Source organism: Mycobacterium conspicuum, from assembly GCF_010730195.1.
Classification (GTDB): domain Bacteria; phylum Actinomycetota; class Actinomycetes; order Mycobacteriales; family Mycobacteriaceae; genus Mycobacterium; species Mycobacterium conspicuum.
The window spans coordinates 5705021-5723580 of record NZ_AP022613.1; the positions used below are offsets into that span (position 1 = coordinate 5705021).

At 68.4% G+C, this 18560-nt stretch carries 9 protein-coding genes; 2 read left to right on the forward strand and 7 right to left on the reverse strand.

Going from position 1 to position 18560, the window contains the following annotated elements:
- Position 1: 1 nt before the first annotated feature.
- Both pks13 and G6N66_RS26300 read left to right on the forward strand, forming a co-directional pair.
- Positions 2 to 5377, forward strand: a complete 5376-nt coding sequence (gene pks13, locus G6N66_RS26295; RefSeq protein WP_085233805.1) for a polyketide synthase Pks13 — start codon at positions 2 to 4, stop codon at positions 5375 to 5377.
- Positions 5374 to 6927 carry an acyl-CoA carboxylase subunit beta gene (locus tag G6N66_RS26300; RefSeq protein WP_085233806.1) on the forward strand — a complete coding sequence of 518 codons (1554 nt, stop codon included), beginning with the start codon at positions 5374 to 5376 and terminating at the stop codon, positions 6925 to 6927. Before pks13 ends, G6N66_RS26300 begins: the two co-directional genes overlap by 4 nt.
- A 21-nt stretch (positions 6928 to 6948) precedes the next feature.
- On the opposite strand, the gene G6N66_RS26305 is transcribed toward G6N66_RS26300, so the two are convergent.
- From G6N66_RS26305 to G6N66_RS26335, 7 genes are all read right to left on the reverse strand, one after another.
- On the reverse strand, positions 6949 to 7770 hold the full coding sequence (locus G6N66_RS26305; RefSeq protein ID WP_085233807.1) for an SAM-dependent methyltransferase: 822 nt from the start codon (positions 7768 to 7770) through the stop codon (positions 6949 to 6951).
- Positions 7771 to 7777: 7 nt separating this feature from the next.
- Positions 7778 to 8638, reverse strand: coding sequence for a helix-turn-helix domain-containing protein (locus G6N66_RS26310; protein ID WP_085234062.1), 861 nt, complete (start codon positions 8636 to 8638; stop codon positions 7778 to 7780).
- Positions 8638 to 10416, reverse strand: coding sequence for an acyl-CoA dehydrogenase family protein (locus G6N66_RS26315; protein ID WP_085233808.1), 1779 nt, complete (start codon positions 10414 to 10416; stop codon positions 8638 to 8640). The genes G6N66_RS26310 and G6N66_RS26315 overlap by 1 nt, the downstream gene beginning before the upstream one ends.
- Before the next feature lie 35 nt (positions 10417 to 10451).
- Positions 10452 to 10847: a hypothetical protein gene (locus tag G6N66_RS26320; protein ID WP_232079420.1), complete on the reverse strand. Its 396-nt coding sequence runs from the start codon at positions 10845 to 10847 to the stop codon at positions 10452 to 10454.
- 232 nt (positions 10848 to 11079) lie between these two features.
- Complete coding sequence (locus G6N66_RS26325) at positions 11080 to 11976, reverse strand: SGNH/GDSL hydrolase family protein (protein WP_085233810.1); 897 nt, start codon at positions 11974 to 11976, stop codon at positions 11080 to 11082.
- A gap of 6 nt (positions 11977 to 11982) precedes the next feature.
- Complete coding sequence (gene embB / locus G6N66_RS26330) at positions 11983 to 15210, reverse strand: arabinosyltransferase EmbB (protein ID WP_085233811.1); 3228 nt, start codon at positions 15208 to 15210, stop codon at positions 11983 to 11985.
- Complete coding sequence (locus G6N66_RS26335) at positions 15207 to 18536, reverse strand: arabinosyltransferase domain-containing protein (protein ID WP_179968322.1); 3330 nt, start codon at positions 18534 to 18536, stop codon at positions 15207 to 15209. The genes embB and G6N66_RS26335 overlap by 4 nt, the downstream gene beginning before the upstream one ends.
- Between the last annotated feature and the right edge of the window lie 24 nt (positions 18537 to 18560).

An 18560-nucleotide genomic window follows, 5' to 3' on the forward strand; every position in this document is an offset into this window, starting at 1 on the left:
TATGGCTGACATAGAGGAACCACAGGAGAACCTGCCCGCCGACCAGATCGAGACGCGCGCCGGTGACGATGTGGGCGAGCAAGAGCGGCGCATAACGACTGTCCCCGAGATGCGGCAGTGGCTGCGTAACTGGGTGGGTAACGCCGTCGGGAAATCGCCCGACGACATCGACGAGTCCGTACCGATGGTGGAGCTGGGTCTGGCGTCGCGCGATGCCGTGGCGATGGCCGCCGACATCGAGGACCTGACCGGCGTCACGCTGTCGGTCGCGGTGGCCTTCCAGCACCCGACCATCGAATCGCTGGCCACCCGAATCATCGAGGGCGAGCCCGAGGTCGACGACGCCGCCCTCGATGGCGCCGAGTGGACGCGCACCGGGCCCGCCGAGCGCGTCGACATCGCGGTGGTGGGCCTGTCCACCCGGCTGCCCGGCGACATGAACACCCCCGAGGAGACCTGGCAGGCGCTGCTGGAAGGCCGCGACGCCATCACCGATCTGCCCGAGGGCCGCTGGTCGGAGTTCTTCGAAGAGCCCCGGCTGGCGGAACGGATCAATCAGGCGCGCACCCGCGGCGGCTACCTGAAGGACATCAAGGGTTTTGACTCCGAGTTCTTTGCGGTGGCCAAGACCGAGGCCGACAACATCGACCCGCAGCAGCGGATGGCGCTCGAATTGACTTGGGAGGCACTCGAACACGCGCGCATCCCGGCGTCGAGCCTGCGCGGCGAGGCCGTCGGCGTGTACATCGGCTTCACCAACAACGACTACGGATACCTGTCGATCGCCGACCCGACCGTCGCGCACCCCTATGCCATCACCGGGAACTCGACGGCGATCATCGCCAACCGGGTGTCCTACTTCTTCGACTTCCGCGGTCCCTCGGTGGCGATGGACACGGCGTGCTCGAGCTCGCTGGTGGCCACCCACCAGGCCGTGCAGGCGCTGCGTAACGGCGAGTGCGACGTGGCCGTCGCCGGTGGCGTCAACGCGCTCATCACCCCCGCGGTGACCCTTGGTTTCGACGAGATCGGCGCGGTGCTCGCGCCGGACGGCCGGATCAAGTCGTTCTCTTCCGACGCCGACGGGTACACGCGCTCCGAGGGCGGCGGCATGCTGGTGCTCAAGCGGGTCGATGACGCGCGCCGCGACGGCGACCAGATCCTGGCCGTCATCGCCGGCAGCGCGGTCAACCACGACGGCCGGTCCAACGGCCTGATCGCACCCAACCAGGACGCGCAGGCCGAGGTGCTGCGCCGCGCGTACAAGGACGCGGGCATCGACCCGCGCACCGTCGACTACATCGAGGCGCACGGCACCGGCACCGTCCTGGGCGACCCGATCGAGGCCGAGGCGCTGGGCCGCGTCGTCGGCCGGGGCCGGCCCGCGGACCGACCCGCGCTGCTGGGTGCCATCAAAACCAATGTGGGACATATGGAATCGGCCGCCGGCGTGGCCGCCATGGCCAAGGTTGTGCTCTCGCTGCAGCACAACAAGCTGCCGCCGTCCATCAACTTCGCCGGGCCCAGCCCCTACATCGACTTCGACGGGATGCGCCTGAAGGTCATCGACACCGTGACCGACTGGCCGCGCTACGGCGGCTACGCCCTGGCCGGCGTGTCCAGCTTCGGCTTCGGTGGCGCCAACGCGCACGTGGTGGTGCGCGAGGTGTTGCCGCGTGACGTGGTTGAGCGCGAGCCCGAGCCGGAGGCCCAGGCCACCGGGGTCACCGAGGCGGCTGTCACCGAATCGCCTGCGCTGGAAAGCCATGCGCTGCGCTTCGACGACTTCGGCAACATCATCGGCGACGACGCCGTGGCGGAGGAGCCGGAGTACGAGCTGCCGGGCATCACCGACGAGGCGCTCGCGCTCAAGGAAGCCGCGCTGGAAGAGCTTGCCGCACAAGAGCTTCCAGAACCGGTGATCCCGTTGGTGGTCTCGGCGTTCCTGACGTCGCGCAAGAAGGCCGCCGCCGCCGAACTCGCGGACTGGATGGAAAGCCCCGAGGGGCAGGAGTCGTCGCTGGAGTCGATCGGCCGCTCGCTGTCGCGGCGCAACCACGGCCGCTCGCGCGCGGTGGTGCTCGCCCACAACCACGAGGAGGCCGTCAAGGGCCTGCGCGCGGTCGCCGAGGGCAAGCAGCGCCCCAACGTGTTCAGCGTCGACGGCCCGGTCAGCAACGGCCCGGTGTGGGTGCTCGCCGGGTTCGGGGCGCAGCACCGCAAGATGGGCAAGAGCCTGTACCTGCGCAACCCGGTGTTCGCCGAATGGATCGAGAAGGTCGACGCCCTGGTCCAGGACGAGCTCGGCTATTCGGTGCTCGAGCTGATCCTGGACGACTCGCAGGACTACGGCATCGAAACCACCCAGGTCACCATCTTCGCGATCCAGATCGCGCTGGGTGAGCTGCTCAAGCACCACGGCGCCAAGCCGGCCGCGGTCGTCGGGCAGTCGCTGGGCGAGGCCGCGTCGGCGTACTTCGCCGGCGGCCTGTCGCTGGCCGACGCCACCCGGGCGATCTGCTCGCGCTCGCATCTGATGGGCGAGGGCGAGGCGATGCTGTTCGGCGAGTACATCCGGCTGATGGCGCTGGTCGAGTACTCCGCCGACGAGATCAAGACGGTGTTCTCCGACTACCCCGACCTGGAGGTGTGCGTCTACGCCGCGCCGACCCAGACCGTCATCGGCGGCCCGCCCGAGCAGGTGGACGCGATCATTGCCCGCTGTGAGGCGGAGGGCAAGTTCGCCCGCAAGTTCCAAACCAAGGGCGCCAGCCACACGCAGCAGATGGACCCGCTGCTCGGCGAGCTGGCCGCCGAACTGCAGGGCATCAAGCCGATGAGCCCGACCGCGGGGATCTACTCGACGGTGCACGAGGGCAGCTACATCAAGCCCGGCAGCGACCCGATCCACGACGTCGAGTACTGGAAGAAGGGGCTGCGGCACAGCGTCTACTTCACCCACGGCATCCGCAACGCGGTCGACAGCGGCCACACCACGTTCGTCGAGCTCGCCCCCAACCCTGTGGCACTCATGCAGGTGGGTCTCACGACGGCCGACGCCGGGCTGCACGACGCCCAGCTGATCCCGACGCTGGCCCGCAAGCAGGACGAGGTCGAGTCGATCACCTCGACGCTGGCCCAGCTCTACGTCTACGGCCACGACCTGGATCCACGGACGCTGTTCAGCCCGGCCACCGGACCCCAGGACTACGCGAATATTCCGCCGACCCGATTCAAGCGCAAGGAACACTGGCTCGACGTGCATTTCGCCGGCGACGGCTCGATCCTGCCGCCTGGGTCCCACGTCGCGCTGCCCGACGGTCGCCACGTCTGGGAATACGCTCCCCGCACCACGACGGATCTCGCCGATCTGGTGAAAGTCGCTGCGGCACAGGTGATGCCGGACGCGCAGCTGACGGCCGCCGAGCAGCGCGCGGTGCCCGCGTACGGTGCCCGGCTGGTCACGACCCTGACCCGGCACCCCGGTGGCGCGTCGGTGCAGGTGCACGCGCGCGTCGACGAGTCCTTCACGCTGGTGTACGACGCGCTGGTCAGCCGCGGCGGCGTCGCGTCGGCGCTGCCGACGGCCGTCGGCGCCGGCACTGCGATGGCGGCCCCGGCGATCACGGAAGCATCCGCGCCCGTCGAACCCACCGGGGATCCGCGGGCGGCCGCGATCAGTGCCGGCGAGGACCCCGAAGCCGAGACGCTCGGCGACAGCCTGACCACCCGCTACATGCCGGCCGGCTTCACCAAGTGGTCGCCGGAGTCCGGCGAGACCATCGCCGAGCGGTTGGGCACCATCGTCGCGGCGGCCATGGGCTATGAGCCCGAGGACCTGCCGTGGGAGGTGCCGCTGATCGAGCTCGGTTTGGACTCGCTGATGGCGGTGCGGATCAAGAACCGGGTCGAGTACGACTTCGACCTGCCGCCCATTCAGTTGACGGCGGTGCGCGACGCGAACCTGTACAACGTCGAGAAGCTGATCGAGTACGCGATCGAGCACCGCGACGAGGTCGAGCTGCTGCACGAGCACCAGAAGACGCAGACGGCCGAGGAGATCGCGCGGGCGCAGGCCGAAATGCTCAGCGGCGCAACGCCGGCCAGCGTGACGGCGCCCGCGCCGGATCCGCAGGCCGAGCCGGAAACGCAGGCCCCGCCACCGTCGGACATTCCGATACCGCCACCGCCGACGGACCCCTCGGGCCCGTCCGGGCCCTCGGCAAACGGCAAGCCGAACCTCGCGGCCGCCGCCGACGCGCTCAACCAGGAGGCGGTCGCCAAGGCGCTGAACGCCGACATCCCGCCGCGTGACGCCGCCGAGCGCGTCACCTTCGCCACCTGGGCGATCGTCACCGGCAAGTCCGCGGGCGGCATCTTCAACCCGCTGCCCAAGCTGGACGACGCCGCCGCCGAGAAGATGGCTCAGCGGCTCTCCGAGCGCGCCGAGGGGCCGATCACGGTCGAGGACGTGCTGACGTCGGAGAACATTGAGGCGCTCGCCGAGAAGGTGCGCGGCTATTTGGAGGCTGGGCAGATCGACGGGTTCGTCCGCACCCTGCGGGCGCGCCCGGAGGGCAGCTCGAAACCGCCGGTGTTCGTGTTCCATCCGGCCGGCGGGTCGACGGTGGTGTACGAGCCGCTGCTGAACCGGTTGCCGGCGGACACCCCGATGTACGGATTCGAACGGGTCGAGGGGTCGATCGAAGAGCGTGCGGCGCAATACGTTCCGAAGCTGATCGAGATGCAGGGCGACGGGCCCTACATCTTGGCCGGCTGGTCGCTGGGCGGTGTGCTGGCCTACGCGTGCGCGATCGGGCTGAAGCGGCTGGGCAAAAACGTCGCATGGGTGGGGCTGATCGACGCGGTGCGCGCCGGCGAGGAGGTCCCGCAGACCAAGGAGGAGGTCCGCAAGCGCTGGGACCGCTACGCCCGGTTCGCCGAGCGGACCTTCAACGTCACCATCCCGGCCATTCCCTACGAGCAACTCGAGGAGCTCGACGACGAGGGCCAGATCCGGTTCGTGTTGGAGGCCGTGCGTCAGAGCGGGGTGCAGATCCCGGCCGGCATCATCGAGCACCAGCGCACGTCGTACCTGGACAACCGGGCCATCGACACCGCCGAGATCCAGCCCTACGACGGCCATGTCACCCTCTATATGGCCGATCGCTACCATGACGACGCGATCATGTTCGAACCGCGGTACGCCGTGCGCAAGCCGGACGGCGGCTGGGGTGAGTACGTTTCCGACCTCGAGGTGGTGCCGATCGGTGGCGAGCACATTCAGGCCATCGACGAGCCGATCATCGCCAAGGTGGGCGAACACATGAGCCGCGCACTGGACCAGATCGAGGCTGAACAGAGGGCCCGTAATTGAGCACCAAGACCACCGCCGCGCTGCTGGCTGAGCTACGCGAAAAGCTGGAGTTGGCCAAGGAGCCCGGCGGTGAGGCGGCCGTGGCCAAGCGCGAAAAGAAGGGCATCCCGAGCGCCCGCGCGCGCGTGCATGCCCTGGTCGATCCGGGGACCTTCCTGGAGACCGGCGCGCTGGCCCGCACCCCCGGCGATCCCAACGCGCTGTACGGCGACGGCGTCGTCACCGGGCACGCGCTGATCGACGGCCGGCCGGTCGGGGTGTTCTCGCACGACCAAACGGTGTTTCAGGGCACGGTCGGCGAGATGTTCGGCCGCAAGGTGGCCCGGCTGATGGAGTGGTGCGCGATGGTCGGCTGCCCGATCATCGGCATCCAGGACTCGGGGGGCGCCCGCATCCAGGACGCGGTCACGTCGTTGGCGTGGTATGCCGAGCTGGGCCGCCGCCACGAGTTGTTGTCCGGGATCGTGCCGCAGATTTCCCTGATCTTCGGCAAATGCGCTGGGGGAGCGGTCTATTCGCCGATTCAGGACGATCTTTTGGTCGCGGTGCGCGACCAGGGCTACTTCTTTGTCACCGGGCCCGACGTGATCCAGGAGGTCACCGGCGAAGAGGTCAGCCTCGACGAGCTCGGCGGCGCCGACGCCCAGGCCCGCTACGGCAATATCCACCAGGTGGTGGATTCGGAGGCCGAGGCGTTCCAGTACGTGCGGGACTTCCTGTCGTTCCTGCCGTCCAACGTCTTCGACACACCGCCGGTCGTCAATCCGGGCCTGGAGCCGGAAATCACGCCGACCGACCTGGAACTCGACTCGATCGTGCCGGATTCGGACAACATGGCCTACGACATGCACGAGATCCTGCTGCGCATCTTCGACGACGGCGACTTCCTCGATGTCGCCGCGCACGGCGGGCAGGCGATCATCACCGGGTTCGCCCGGGTCGACGGCCGTCCGGTCGGGGTGATCGCCAACCAGCCGATGTTCCTGTCCGGTTCGATCGACAACGAAGCCTCCGACAAGGCGACCCGCTTCATCCGGTTCTGCGACATGTTCGAGATCCCGCTGGTGTTCGTCGTCGACACGCCCGGGTTCCTGCCCGGTGCCGCGCAGGAGAAGAACGGCATCATCAAGCGCGGCGGCCGGTTCCTGTCCGCGGTGGTGGAAGCCGATGTGCCAAAGGTGACGATCACGATCCGCAAGTCCTACGGCGGCGCCTACGCCGTAATGGGGTCGCGGCAGCTGACCGCCGACTTCAACTTCGCCTGGCCGACCGCGCGGATCGCGGTGATCGGCGCCGAGGGCGCCGCGCAGTTGCTGATGAAGCGCTTCCCGGACCCGACGACGCCCGAGGCGCAGGCGATCAAGAAGGACTTCATCGAGGGCTACAACCTCAACATGGCGATCCCGTGGATCGCCGCCGAACGCGGGTTCATCGACGCGGTCATTGACCCGCACCAAACCCGGCTGCTACTGCGCCGGTCGCTACATCTGTTGCGGGACAAGCAATTGTGGTACCGCGTCGGGCGCAAGCACAGCCTGCTGCCGATCTAGTTTTCACCCGCGAGTCTTTGGCTACTTGGTCGCCTCGACGAAATAGCCTCGCGGCACGCCGGGTACGTCCATCGGCACCGACGGCGCATACCAGCGGTTGTAGCGATTGCCCGGTTCCGCGATGTCGGTGACCGTCGCCGACCAGCCCAGGCGTTGGGACAACCGCCCCGGATCGTCGGTGCCGAACAGCCACGGGGCACCGTTGTCGGCCATAGACTTCAGCAGCGGCGCCATGAACTCCGACTCGAGCAGCGTCTTGCCGACGACGTCGTACAGCAGGACCGAGCCGGGCGCCGACAGCGCGTCGACACGCTCGAACAATGTCCCCACCGCGCCCTCGTCCAGGTATTGCAACAGCCCTTCGATCAGCCAAACCGACGGCAGGGCCGGATCCAGACCGGCAGCTCGAATGGCGGCCAGCCAGTCGTCGGCCAGATCGACACCCACCGGGACACGTTGGCAAAGAGGGTGCTCGCCAGCGAGGAGATCGGCCTTGGCCGACAGCACGTGCGGCTGATCCAGTTCGTAGACGACGGTGCCGTCGGGCCAGGGCAGCCGATAGGCACGCGCGTCCATGCCCGCCGCGAGGATGACGATCTGGCGAACTTCCTGCGCCGCTTGCAGGAGCGCCTCGTCCCAGAATCGGGTGCGCACGACGATCTGCATGGTGGATTGTTCACCGCTGGCGGCCAGGCCCGCCGCGAACAACTCCCGCCCGCGGTCGCCCGCCAGCCGCTGCGCGAAGGGATCCGAGAAAAGCCGGTCTTCGCGGGTGGTTTCGTGGGCGCGCATCGCCGCAACCAGCAGGCCGGTGTCCGCGACCGCTACGTGATTCCTGTCCATGACGCCATCATCGGCGCCCCGCGCCGGCCTGGCTTGGATATTTTGGTCCGAGTTCGACGTGACCGGGCATCGCCGAGCGTCGTTGCGCGTACTGCGTCGGCGTGATGGCCGCGAACGACCGGAACTCGCGCACCAAGTGAGCCTGATCGAAATAGCCGAGGTCGGCCGCGATCCCGGCGATCGAAGCACCCCCCGCGCGCGTGTTAAGTGCACGCAGTACCGCCTGCAGGCGGCGCACCCGAAGATAGGCCTTCGGAGTCAGCCCGACCTCGCACCGGAACAGTGCGTTGAAGCGCTTGGCCGAAAGACCGCTCAGGGCTTGAGCTTTCGAGACCCGCATCGATGGGTCGAGTTCCGCGGATCGCAAGGCCGACGCCACGCGCGGTTGCGGCCAAATCCCGGGGCGCATCCGCTCGAGCAGGAACGCCTCCAGCAACGCCACGCGTCCTCTCGCCGAGCCGACCGCAATCAGCCGCTCGCGCAGCCGTTCTGCGCTCGAACCCCACAGATCGTCCAGGCCGACGACCGCATCCTCCAGGTCACCCAGCGGACACCCGAGGAACGCCAGCGCCCCCGCGGGCCGGAAGTGGATCGTCATGACGCTGTGGATGGGGACGATACGGATGATGTAGGAGGCCACGCCGGCGCCGACGACAAACGCCGGCGGAACCGCCAGCCGCGTGCGGCCGTCGGCGGCACAGAAACCGAGATCGGTGCAACCGTCGACATCGATGATCGCCGTCACCGCGCCTCGCGGCAGCGCGCGACTCGTGTGTGCGCCGGCCGCAGGATCGCCCCGCCAGTAGCCGAAATACTCGATGTGATCGGCGAGCGGCGGGCGCGGCCGATACAACAGCTGAGCAGTCATCACGCCTCGGCCGTGAACGCGCCGTCGACCAACTCGTCGAAGCGCTCCAGCGCCTCGTCGGTGTCGTTGTCGATGCCGCGCAGCGGCGCGCGGTCGGCGAGATACCGCAGCGCGTGCAGCCGGGCGACGAGCGACTTGCGTTCGCTGCCTTGGGTTTCCCGCTCCCAGGCCGCCTGCTCGGTGAGCAGCGCCCCGGCGTAGACGTCGCCCATGAATTGGGCCAGCGGGAACAGCCGCGCCTCGGCAAGGTCACGGTCCAGCTTCATCCAGGCGGTGATCGCCGCGTCCAGGTCCTCGATGCGGCCGGCGACCAGCCGGGTGGTCGCGTCGTCGCCGGAGACCGACACCGCGTCGCGCATGCGCGCCAACAGCGTCTCGTGCGCGCGGGTCTGCTCGATGCCGCGCCGCACGTCCAGGCACAGGATGTTGTCGGGCCCCTCCCAGATCGTATTCACCTGCGCGTCGCGTAAAAGCCTTGCCACCGGCCATGTTTCGATGTACCCGTTGCCGCCGTGGATCTCGATGGCGTCGGACGCCGCGGTGATCCCAAGCCGGCACACCCTGAGCTTGGTGACCGGCACCGCGATGCGCTGGCGCAGGCCGCGCGGCTGGCGGTGGTTAGTCGCCCCGGTGCCGTCGAACACCAACGCCAGGGCGGCTTCGACGTCGACGATCATCTCGGCCAGCTTGCGCCGCATCAACGGCTTGTCGATCAGCGGCCCGCCGAATGCGCGACGTTGGTGGGCATAGCACAGCGATTCGACCAGGGCGCGGCGCGCGTTGGCCAGTCCGAACAAGGCGATTCCCAGCCGGGCCGCGTTGGTCAGCTCCATCATCCGGCCCAGGCCCTTGCCGTCGGCCCCGCCCGCGTCCCCGGTCGGCTCGCCGGACAGCAGAAACGCCTCGGCGTCCACGAACTCGACCTCACCGGAGGCCACCGAGCGGGTGCCGAGCTTGTCCTTCAGCCGCCGCACGCGCACGCCGTTGCGGGAACCGTCCCGTCGGGTGCGCAGCACCAGGAAGTTCGCGACGCCGCGCGTCGAGTCGGGAGCACCCTCGGGTTTGGCCAGCACGACGAACGCCTCCCCGGCGCAGTTGGACGCAAACCACTTGAAGCCGTTGAGTAACCACGCATCCCCGGCCCGGGTCGCCGTTGTCTCCAATGCTCCCAGGTCGGAACCGCCGGTGCGCTCGGTCAGCAGCTGCGCCGTCTCGCCCGCCCATTCACCGGATTCGAACTTGCCCAGCACATGCTCCTTGACGTCGGCGGGCGCGTAGGCGGCGACCAGCGACTGCACCATGCCGCCGCCGGTGCCGAGCGCACAGCCCATCCCGATGTCGGCCTGGTTGAGCAGATAGTTGGACGCGAACATCGCCAGCGAGGAACTCATGTTGGCCGCCCGCGCCTCGGCGCGCAGGGTCTTCTGCGCGTCCAGCACCGCGCGCTTCGACTCGGTGAACGACGACGGCATGACGACCCGGCTGATGTCGTGCCCCCACCGGTCGTAGCGTTCCAGCCGCGGCGGGTTGCGGTCGGTCTCGTCGGCCCACTGCGCGACCGGGCCACCCATCAGCGCACCGATGCTGATCAATTGGGGCTCGACGACGGCCAGCTCGTCGGGCTTGAGGTAATACGCCATCGTGGAACGCAGCGTCGGATCGGTGAGGTACCAATTCAGGCCGACGGCCCCGCGGTAATTGTCGGTGCGGTAGCGCTGCGACTTCTCCGGGGTCGAAAACGGCAACCGGTCGACGGCCTCGGACTCGTACTCACTCATGTTCGCGACGGTATTACAGTCGCGGACCGTGCAGGCTAGACCGGCGCCAGGAATTCGGAGGTGTAGAACTCGGCCGGGTCTTGTGAGTGCGGATTGGGGCGCTCGATGACCACCCAGACCCCGGTCGCGCCGGGCCGAAGGTTGTCTTGAACGGTGGTGGTTCCGACACCGGCCGCGTCGGTGTCAAGACCACCGAAGCTGGTGCCCGCGGCTCCGGGACCGCAGCTGGCCGACGACGGGCGGGGTTCCTCGATCACGCCGACGATGTAGTGGGTGCCCGGCTCGTTGGGGACGTCCAGGTGCACCTCCGCGACCGCGCTGCTCCCGGTGTGACGGATGTCGGCCCAGCCCGTGCCAAGCATCACGGCCGGGATCCCGGGGGCGGTGCGGGCGGGGCTGAAATCGCAATCCCGCAGTGACGCATCCAGCACGACCCTGGTGTTGCTATTGGCGCCGGGATTGGCGATTGCGCTACCGCCCGCGACAGTAATTGTCGGAAATGTCAATAAAGTGAACGCCGCAGCGGCTGTTCCGCAGGCTGTTAGCGCGCCCATTTGCCCACCCTCTATGCCCCGTAGGAGTTGCCCGATCCCGGAAGCGGTAATTGCCGAAATTAGCGCGAGTAAAACCCGAAGTCCAGAAACTGCCTTTTATTGGACCGAGTCAATTAAATGCGGCGCGCGGACTTCTCAGATAGTCGGCGAGCGCCTTCCCCACCGCCATCTCGCCAAAAGCGTTGGGATGCAAGGGTTCCGTGGAACCGGCCGTCATATAGCCTTCGATAAACCGCTCGTTGGGGGCGGCGCAGATGTCGTGGCCCCGCGCTAATAGACGGGTGTCGAAATAGTCGATTCCCTTCTCGTCGGCGAGTTGCCGCTGTAGGTCATCGAGTTCACTGAGTTTGGATTGCAAATAGTCGGCGTCGCGCGATAGCACCGGCTGCGCCGGAAAGCATCCACCGGGCCGCACAAACGTGCCATAGCCGACGAAGACGATTCGCGCGTGCGGCGCGGCGGCGCGCAGTTGGTCGATGAGCGCGCCCCACGCCGGCAATTGCGCGTTACTTACCTGCGAAATGCGGTCGACGTTGTCGACGACGAATTTGTTCGTACACGGTTCTGATTCGGCCGATTCGGCCTCGCAGCCCTTGGCGTCGGAGGGCAGCCCGACGTCGTTGGCCCCGATGGTGACGGTGATCAGGTCCACGCTCGCGTCGACCGAATCGATCTGGCGGGCAACCGGACCGTCCGTTGTCTGCTGCGCGCGGACGGTGATGTCTTCCGTCTTCGCGCCGCTGCACGTGACGTTGACGAAGCTGATCACCTTGAGTTCTCGCGCCAGTATCGACGGGTAGCCGTTCGTCGACTTGCGACACCCGGCGGGCGGCGCCGGATCGGGTACGCCCGGCGCTGCGGCGAAGGAGTCGCCGACGGCGACGTAGCTGAGCCGCTGTGTCGAACCGGCGCGCCCGGGCGCCGCGGGGCTCCCTGATGGCGGGCCGGCGCACGCAGCCGCCAGCGCACCGATCAGGGAGGCGACCGCCAGACGCTTCGAACCCATGCAGCCCTAGGGCTTGATCCGGATCGGGCCCGGCGACCACAGGCCGCTGCGGGTGGCGGTGCCGAGGTCGAGGCGGGCGGGCGGCGCATCCACCAGCGTGTCGAACTTACGCAGCGATCCCCAGTCGCGGCCCCAGTCACGCGACAGGTAGGTGGACATGACATGCGCCCGCAGCAACAGGTCGGTGATGCCCAAAAGGCCGCCGTTGACGCCGTCCTGCCAGGTGTCGGTGTCCTGCTTTTTGGCGTTGTAGTCCGGGGTGATGCGGAATTTCGGGATCTCGGTGACGCCGTTGACGTGCAGCATCGGCTGCTGGCACGGGAACGCCAGCCCGACCGCCCAGTCCAGCAGCACCGGCTGCGTCGAGCCGACGTACTCCTGCAGCGAGCGCAGCTCCGGCACCCGAGGCGGGGTGAGCGCGATCCAGTCCTCCGGCGTCAGCGACAGGTCCTCGGCGACCACCCGCACCGCGGCCGCGTCGGCGGGCATTTTCGCGCGTGGGAAGCGCAGGTTGCGCCAAACCTTCGGCTGCTCGCCGTACAGGTCGTAGGGCACCAGCCGCCCGGCCGGCAGCATGTCCCCGCCGGGGCCGGGCTTGCCGTATTCCAGCACGACGGTCTGCCCGTCGGTGTGCCCGTGCAGCACGCTGTTGCCGGCGATCTTGCCCGCGGCGGTCACCACTACCAGCGGATGCCCGTCGTCGGGTTTGGGTAGCTGGTACCACGCGGACGTGAGCCTGCTCTGTTGTTGCGCGCCGGTGGTGTAGCTGCCGGCCAGCGGAACCCGTTCGGGGTTGAGGCCGTAGGGCAGCGGCACCGTCGACCCGTTGATGCCCGGCGCCGTCAATTTGAGCGGGGCATCCCAGTCGTAGTCCGTGCCCGGCTGTGGCACCGCCGTCTCCTTGACCGACTCGGCCAGCGTGCGGTCCGGTACGCCGTTGGGGCTGAAGCCCGTTGGGCCGACACCACCGAGCGGGCCCAGCGGCCCGAAGTCGCCCGGAAGCGGGTTCATGAAGCCGGCGTTGCTGTCCGGCTCGACGAGGATGTCGTCGGCCAGGCCGCAGCCCCCGCTGAACTCACGCAAATTGTCCCAGGCATTGGAGTAGGTGGGGTACTGGCGCACGATGCCGGCGACCATCGACGCGATGAACACCAGCGCCATGAACCCGGCCGCGAGCGGCACCGGCGCCGCCGTCACCGCCCGCGCCAGCCGACCCTCACCGCGGTCCGGAGGCGCGAAATGCAACCAGACCGCCCACAGCGCCGCGATCACGAACAGGGCGAAAAAGACTGTGCTGAGGCTGATTCCGTGGAACCGCGGCATGACATTGTTGAACGGCACGCCGTAGCTCGAGACGTACCACCAGCCGTTGGTGGTGGCGCAACACAGCGCCAACACGAACAACACCGCCGCCGCGAACGCCATCCGGTTGCGCGACCAGCGCAGCACGTCATGCGAGACCAGCACCGTCGTCAGCGCGGCCATCGCCGCGCCCACCGCGGCGAACAGCCCGAAGTGGTGCACCCACTTGGTCGGGGTGAACATCAAAAAGAACATGGTGCCGAAGATGACGCCCATCAGCCGCCACGCCGGCCCGCGGGCGACACCGGGAACTCGCTTGCGGCGCAACATGATAAACACCGCCGTGAACAAGCACAGCGCGGCGATCAAAAAGCCGAACCGGCGCGACAGCGAGCCATCCACGGTGGGCAGGATGAGGTAGTAGTAGCGCAGGTTCTCGGTGTACCACGCCTGGCTGGGCCCGATCGAGGTGCGAATCCTGGTCGCTTCCAACACCGTTGACAACGTCTGGTCGGCGAACACCACCGTGAGGATGACCGTGCCGGCCGCCAGTATGGGAGCCACCAGCGGCCACGTGCCAACAAGGCGATGGCGGTGAACCAGGATGCGCAGGATCGGGCGGCCACCGGCAACCAACGCGGCCACCGCGATCAGGCCGGTGGGCTGCACGCCCAGCGTGAACGCGGCGGTGATGACCGCCAGCGCCGCCGGCGTCAACCGGCTGTAGCGCATCGACCGCTCGATCAGCACATAGGTGACCAGCGAACCGAGCGCGATGATGGGCTCGGGGCGAAGGCCGTTGTCGAACGGCATCCACGCGGTCAGCAGCACCATGCCGGCCGCCCAGGTCGCGGCTTTGCTGGACACCACCGCCGGGCCCAGCCGGGGCAGCACTTCACGCGACAGCAGCAGCCAGCACAGCAGGCCCGCGATCAGGTCCGGCAGGCGCATCCACAGGCTGCCGTCGCTGACGTGGGTCATCAGCGCGAGCAGGTTGTAATACCAGCCAAACGGGTCCTCCGGGCTGCCGAACCAGCGGAAATAGTTGGACATGTAGCCGGCCGGGCCGGCGACCCGGGCCATGCCCAGGATGTAGCCGTCATCGGAGGAGTTCGCACCGATCACATGCCACAGCACGAAGCCGAAGATCACCGTGGCGTCGGCCAGGGTGAACGTGCGCCAGTTTGCCGGGATGAGCCGGCGCATCCGCCGGCCATCCAATTGGTCGAGGCGCCACAGCGCGATCAGCGCGACGATGGTGGACACGATCGCCAACACCATCGCGGCCAGTTTCAGCGTCGTCGGTGTGGTGGAGAACCGGGTGTCGATGGTCGCCGAGAGCCGCAGCCCCGGCGGAGCGGGACCGGTCAGATCCGTGAACACCCCGACGATCTGCGGGCGCAGGTTGGGATCGGGGAAGCCACCGCCGACCGGCTTGCCCGCCGGATCGGTCAATCCCACGAAGGTGGCGAAGGCGCCGGCCTTGGTGGAGGTGATCTCGATGCGTTGGCACTGAGGAGAATCCGCCTGCTCGCGCGGCACGCTGGCAATCACCACGTTGCGGTCGGTGACGTCGACGCGCTTGCCGCTGGCCACGACGAACAATCCGTTCAGCGCGGCGTCCTTGCCCTTCTTGGGTGCCGTGCTCAGCACCACGCCGCCCTCGGGCGGCAGCGCGCGCACCACCGAGCAGGGCACGGTGGCCGTCACGTCGACCGGCGTCAGCGAAATCAGCGGTGCGGTAACACTATTCAGCTGCCCGTTTTGCGGCCAGTTCAGCGTGGCGGTGGTTTGCACGACGGGCAGCAGCGGTGTCGCCACCGACAACACGAATCCGATCAGCCCGGCGATCGTCGCGACCCAGCGCGCCAGGCGGACGTTCTGACCGGGGGCGGTCGTGTCGTCGGAGTTGCGCACGGTGATGGCGCTCATGGCAGGGCTCGAATCGGTCCCTGCCGGCTCCAGCCGCGCACTGTCATCACACCTTGTTCTATGGCGGCATCCGGCGCTTGATCGGCGGGCACCAGGCGGTGGTATTGCTCCACCGATCCCCAGTCGCGGTACCAGTCACCGCGCAAATACGTGGCGATCGTCGAGGTGTAAAGCATCGCCTGGGTGACCAGGAACGGGCCGCCGGCCTCGCTGGCCTGCCACCCGTTCGACGACGCGGCCGTCTGTTTGTGATCGGGCATGATGCGGTATTGCGGAAGTTGCGCAACGCCAAGGTGTTCGGAGAACGGTTGCTGGCAGGGGAAGTTCGCGGCGGTCGCGATGTCCATCAGCACCGGTGTGTGTGATCCCATCAATTGCTGCAGGGTCTGCAGCACCGGAACTCGCGGCGGCGTGAACGCGAACCACTGTTCGGAGCTCAGATTGGGATCGTAGGCGACGATGCGCGCCACGTTGGCCTCCGGCGGCGCCCAGGTGAGCGGGAAGCGCAGGTTGCGCCACGCCGGCTCCGGGCCGATGTCGATCGGCTGCACCTGCGCGAGCGGCTGGACGGTGCCGCCGTCCACGTCGCGGTGGCCCCACTGCAACTTCAGCTGCTGCCCGTAGGTGAAGGTGCCGTCCTCCTTGTACGACCAGATGGCGCCGGTGGCGGAGACCACCACCAGCGGCCGGTCGACAGCGCGGGCCGGCAACTCGTACCACGCCGAGGTCGCCGTGGCGGCCAGCGAATTCTCGCCGTAGCTGCCCATCACCGGTGTGCGGGCCGGATCCAGGCCGAACGGCAGCGCCGCGTGCGAACCGTTCACTCCGGCCGGAGCCCCCTTGGGAATCGAGCCGCCGGCGGTGCCCGCCGAGTCACTCATGGTGGCGTTGGGCTTGTTGGGCGACGCGTCGGAGTTCACCACCCCGGGCTTGGTCACCACCGGATACGACCTCAGGTCGTCGCCCACCCCGTCGGGCTTGAAGCCGACCGGGTTGATCCCGCCGAGTGGGCCGTCGGGGCCGAACGTCTGCCCCGGAATCGGTTGCAGCATACCGGCATTGGGGTCCGGTTCGGTCAACACGTCATCGCCCATCGCGCAGCTGGTGGGCGACAACCCCGACTCGATTGCCGCCAGGTTGGCCTTGGCGATGGTGAAGACCGGGTAGCGGAAGACGGCGCCCTTGGTGAGCGAGCCGACCTCGCCCAGCACCATGATCGTCGCGACCACCAGTAGCGGCGTGGAGGCCAGGACGCGGTTGCGCCGATTGTTCTTGATCTCGGTATGCCCCGCGTAGTCCATGCGGAAGTGCTGCCAGGCGGCCAGCAGCCCGGTGAGGATCGACAACGTCAAAAACATGGTGGTCACCGGATGGCTGGCGACGACGGGCTGGATGTCCCACCACGGCACCCCATAGTTGCCGACGTAGAACCAGCCGTTGATGCCCGACGTGGCAACCGCCAGCACGAACAGCAGGGCGGTGATGTACAGCGTCAGGTTGCGGCGACTGTGCAGGCCGACCCGGGCCAGGGTGAACGCGGTGACCGCCCCCAGGGCCGCAGCCAGGCTGGCGAACGCGCCGAACTGGACGGCCCACTTCGTCGGCGTGAACGTCAACAGCAGCAGCCCGAACGCCGTGGTGCCGATCAACCGCCAGGCCGGGCCCGTGGCCAGCCCCGGCACCTTGCCGCGCCGCAGCAGCACCACCAACATGCCGAACATGCACAGCAGCAGCACCAGCACCCCAAACCGGCGCGCCATCGACCCGTCGGGGTTGGACTCCACGGTGAGGAAGTAGTAGCGCAGCCAATCCTGATACCAGGCGATCGTCGGCCCCACTTTGTACTTGATGCGCACCGACTCGGCCACGGTGGCCAGCGTTTGGCTGCGGAACACCACCACGAGAATCAGCGACAGCGACGCGGCCAGCGTCAGCACCGGGGCCAGCAGCCCGTCGGTCGCCCGGCGTCGCCGGATGGTCTGGGCGATGGCCCGCGCCCCGGTGAGCAACGCGGCGACCGCGATCAGCCCCTGCGGTGCCAGGGTCACGGCGAGCATGGCGACCACGATCGCGACCGCGGCCGGCGCCAGGCGGCGCAGCGCGATCGCACGCTCCACCAGCACCCAGGTGACGATGACGCCCAGCGCGATCAGCGGCTCGGGGCGCAGGCCGTTGTTAAACGGCAGCCATGCGGCCAGGAACACCGCGCCCGCCGTCAATACCGCCACCCGGTTTGCCGCCAGGCCACCGCGGCCCGGGCCGAGGCGACGCAGCACCCAGTGGCCGATGATCAGCCAGCACGCGATCCCGGCCAGGGTCGCGGGTAACCGCATCCACACCCCGGCGGTGCTGACCGCCGCCATTTTGGCCAGCACCGACAGGTACCAGTCGAACGGGGCCTCGGTGGTCCCGAAGTAGCGGTAGTAGTTCGCCACGTAGCCGGCCTTGGGCGCAATCCGCGCGATGGTCAGGTTGTAGCCGTCGTCGGAGGAGGTGGGGCCGATGATGTGCCACAGCAGCAGCGTGCCGATCACCAAGATGTCGGCGAGCCAGCTCGCCGCCCCGACGTGACGCCAGGCGACCCGCTGCAGCCGCGGGCGGTGCCAGCCGAGCCTGAGCGTGGCGCCGCGGCTGCGCCGATCCAGGGCCGCCAGCGCGAGGACCGCGGCCAGGACGGCCAGCGCACCGAGCACCATCGCGATCGTCTTCAGGGCCGAGGGCGCCGTGATGAACCGGGTGTCGATGTCGATGCGGGCCGACAGGCCCGGTTGGGCGGCCAGCTTCAGGTCGGTGAAGATTCCGCCGACTTGAGGCTTCTTCTCCGCGGACAGGGTCCCGGCGGCGCCGGGTATGCCGACGAAGTCCGCGCCCGCGCCGCCGGCGTCGGCCCAGGCGTGCAGCACGCTGCACGCACCGGCCGCGACGGCGGAGCGCTGGGCCACCGCCGCGACCGAATCGCGGAAGGCGACGACGATGGTGTCCCTATTGCCGCGGACGAAGAGGCCATTCTTGCCGGCATCCACGCCCCCGGTGGGCAGGGTCGAGACCACCAAGCCGCCCTCGGCGGGCAGGGTGGCGATGGCCGAGCAGGGGATGGAGATGTCCAGTGCGCGCGGAGCACCAGACAGCAGCGGGGCGGTGACCTGATTGACGTGTCCGGCTGCGCTGCTTCCTTGCGGCCAGACGATGGTGGCCGTGGTTTGTTTGACCGGGAGCAAAGGAACCACGGCACACAACAGCAGGCCCGTGATTCCCGCGACGACCGCGATCAGCCTCGGGAGCCGCTGCGACCGCTCTTCGTCGTCTTCGGAAGCGTCTAAGCGCACGAGGGTCGATCGTAAGCGACGCAG

Bases quoted from the DNA above. Each gene is read 5' to 3' on its own strand.
- pks13 (WP_085233805.1), top strand. From the start codon at position 2: ATGGCTGACATAGAGGAACCACAGGAGAACCTGCCCGCCGACCAGATC.
- G6N66_RS26305 (WP_085233807.1), bottom strand. From the start codon at position 7,770: ATGGACAGGAATCACGTAGCGGTCGCGGACACCGGCCTGCTGGTTGCG.
- G6N66_RS26310 (WP_085234062.1), bottom strand. From the start codon at position 8,638: ATGACTGCTCAGCTGTTGTATCGGCCGCGCCCGCCGCTCGCCGATCAC.
- G6N66_RS26315 (WP_085233808.1), bottom strand. From the start codon at position 10,416: ATGAGTGAGTACGAGTCCGAGGCCGTCGACCGGTTGCCGTTTTCGACC.
- G6N66_RS26325 (WP_085233810.1), bottom strand. From the start codon at position 11,976: ATGGGTTCGAAGCGTCTGGCGGTCGCCTCCCTGATCGGTGCGCTGGCG.
- embB (WP_085233811.1), bottom strand. From the start codon at position 15,210: ATGAGCGCCATCACCGTGCGCAACTCCGACGACACGACCGCCCCCGGT.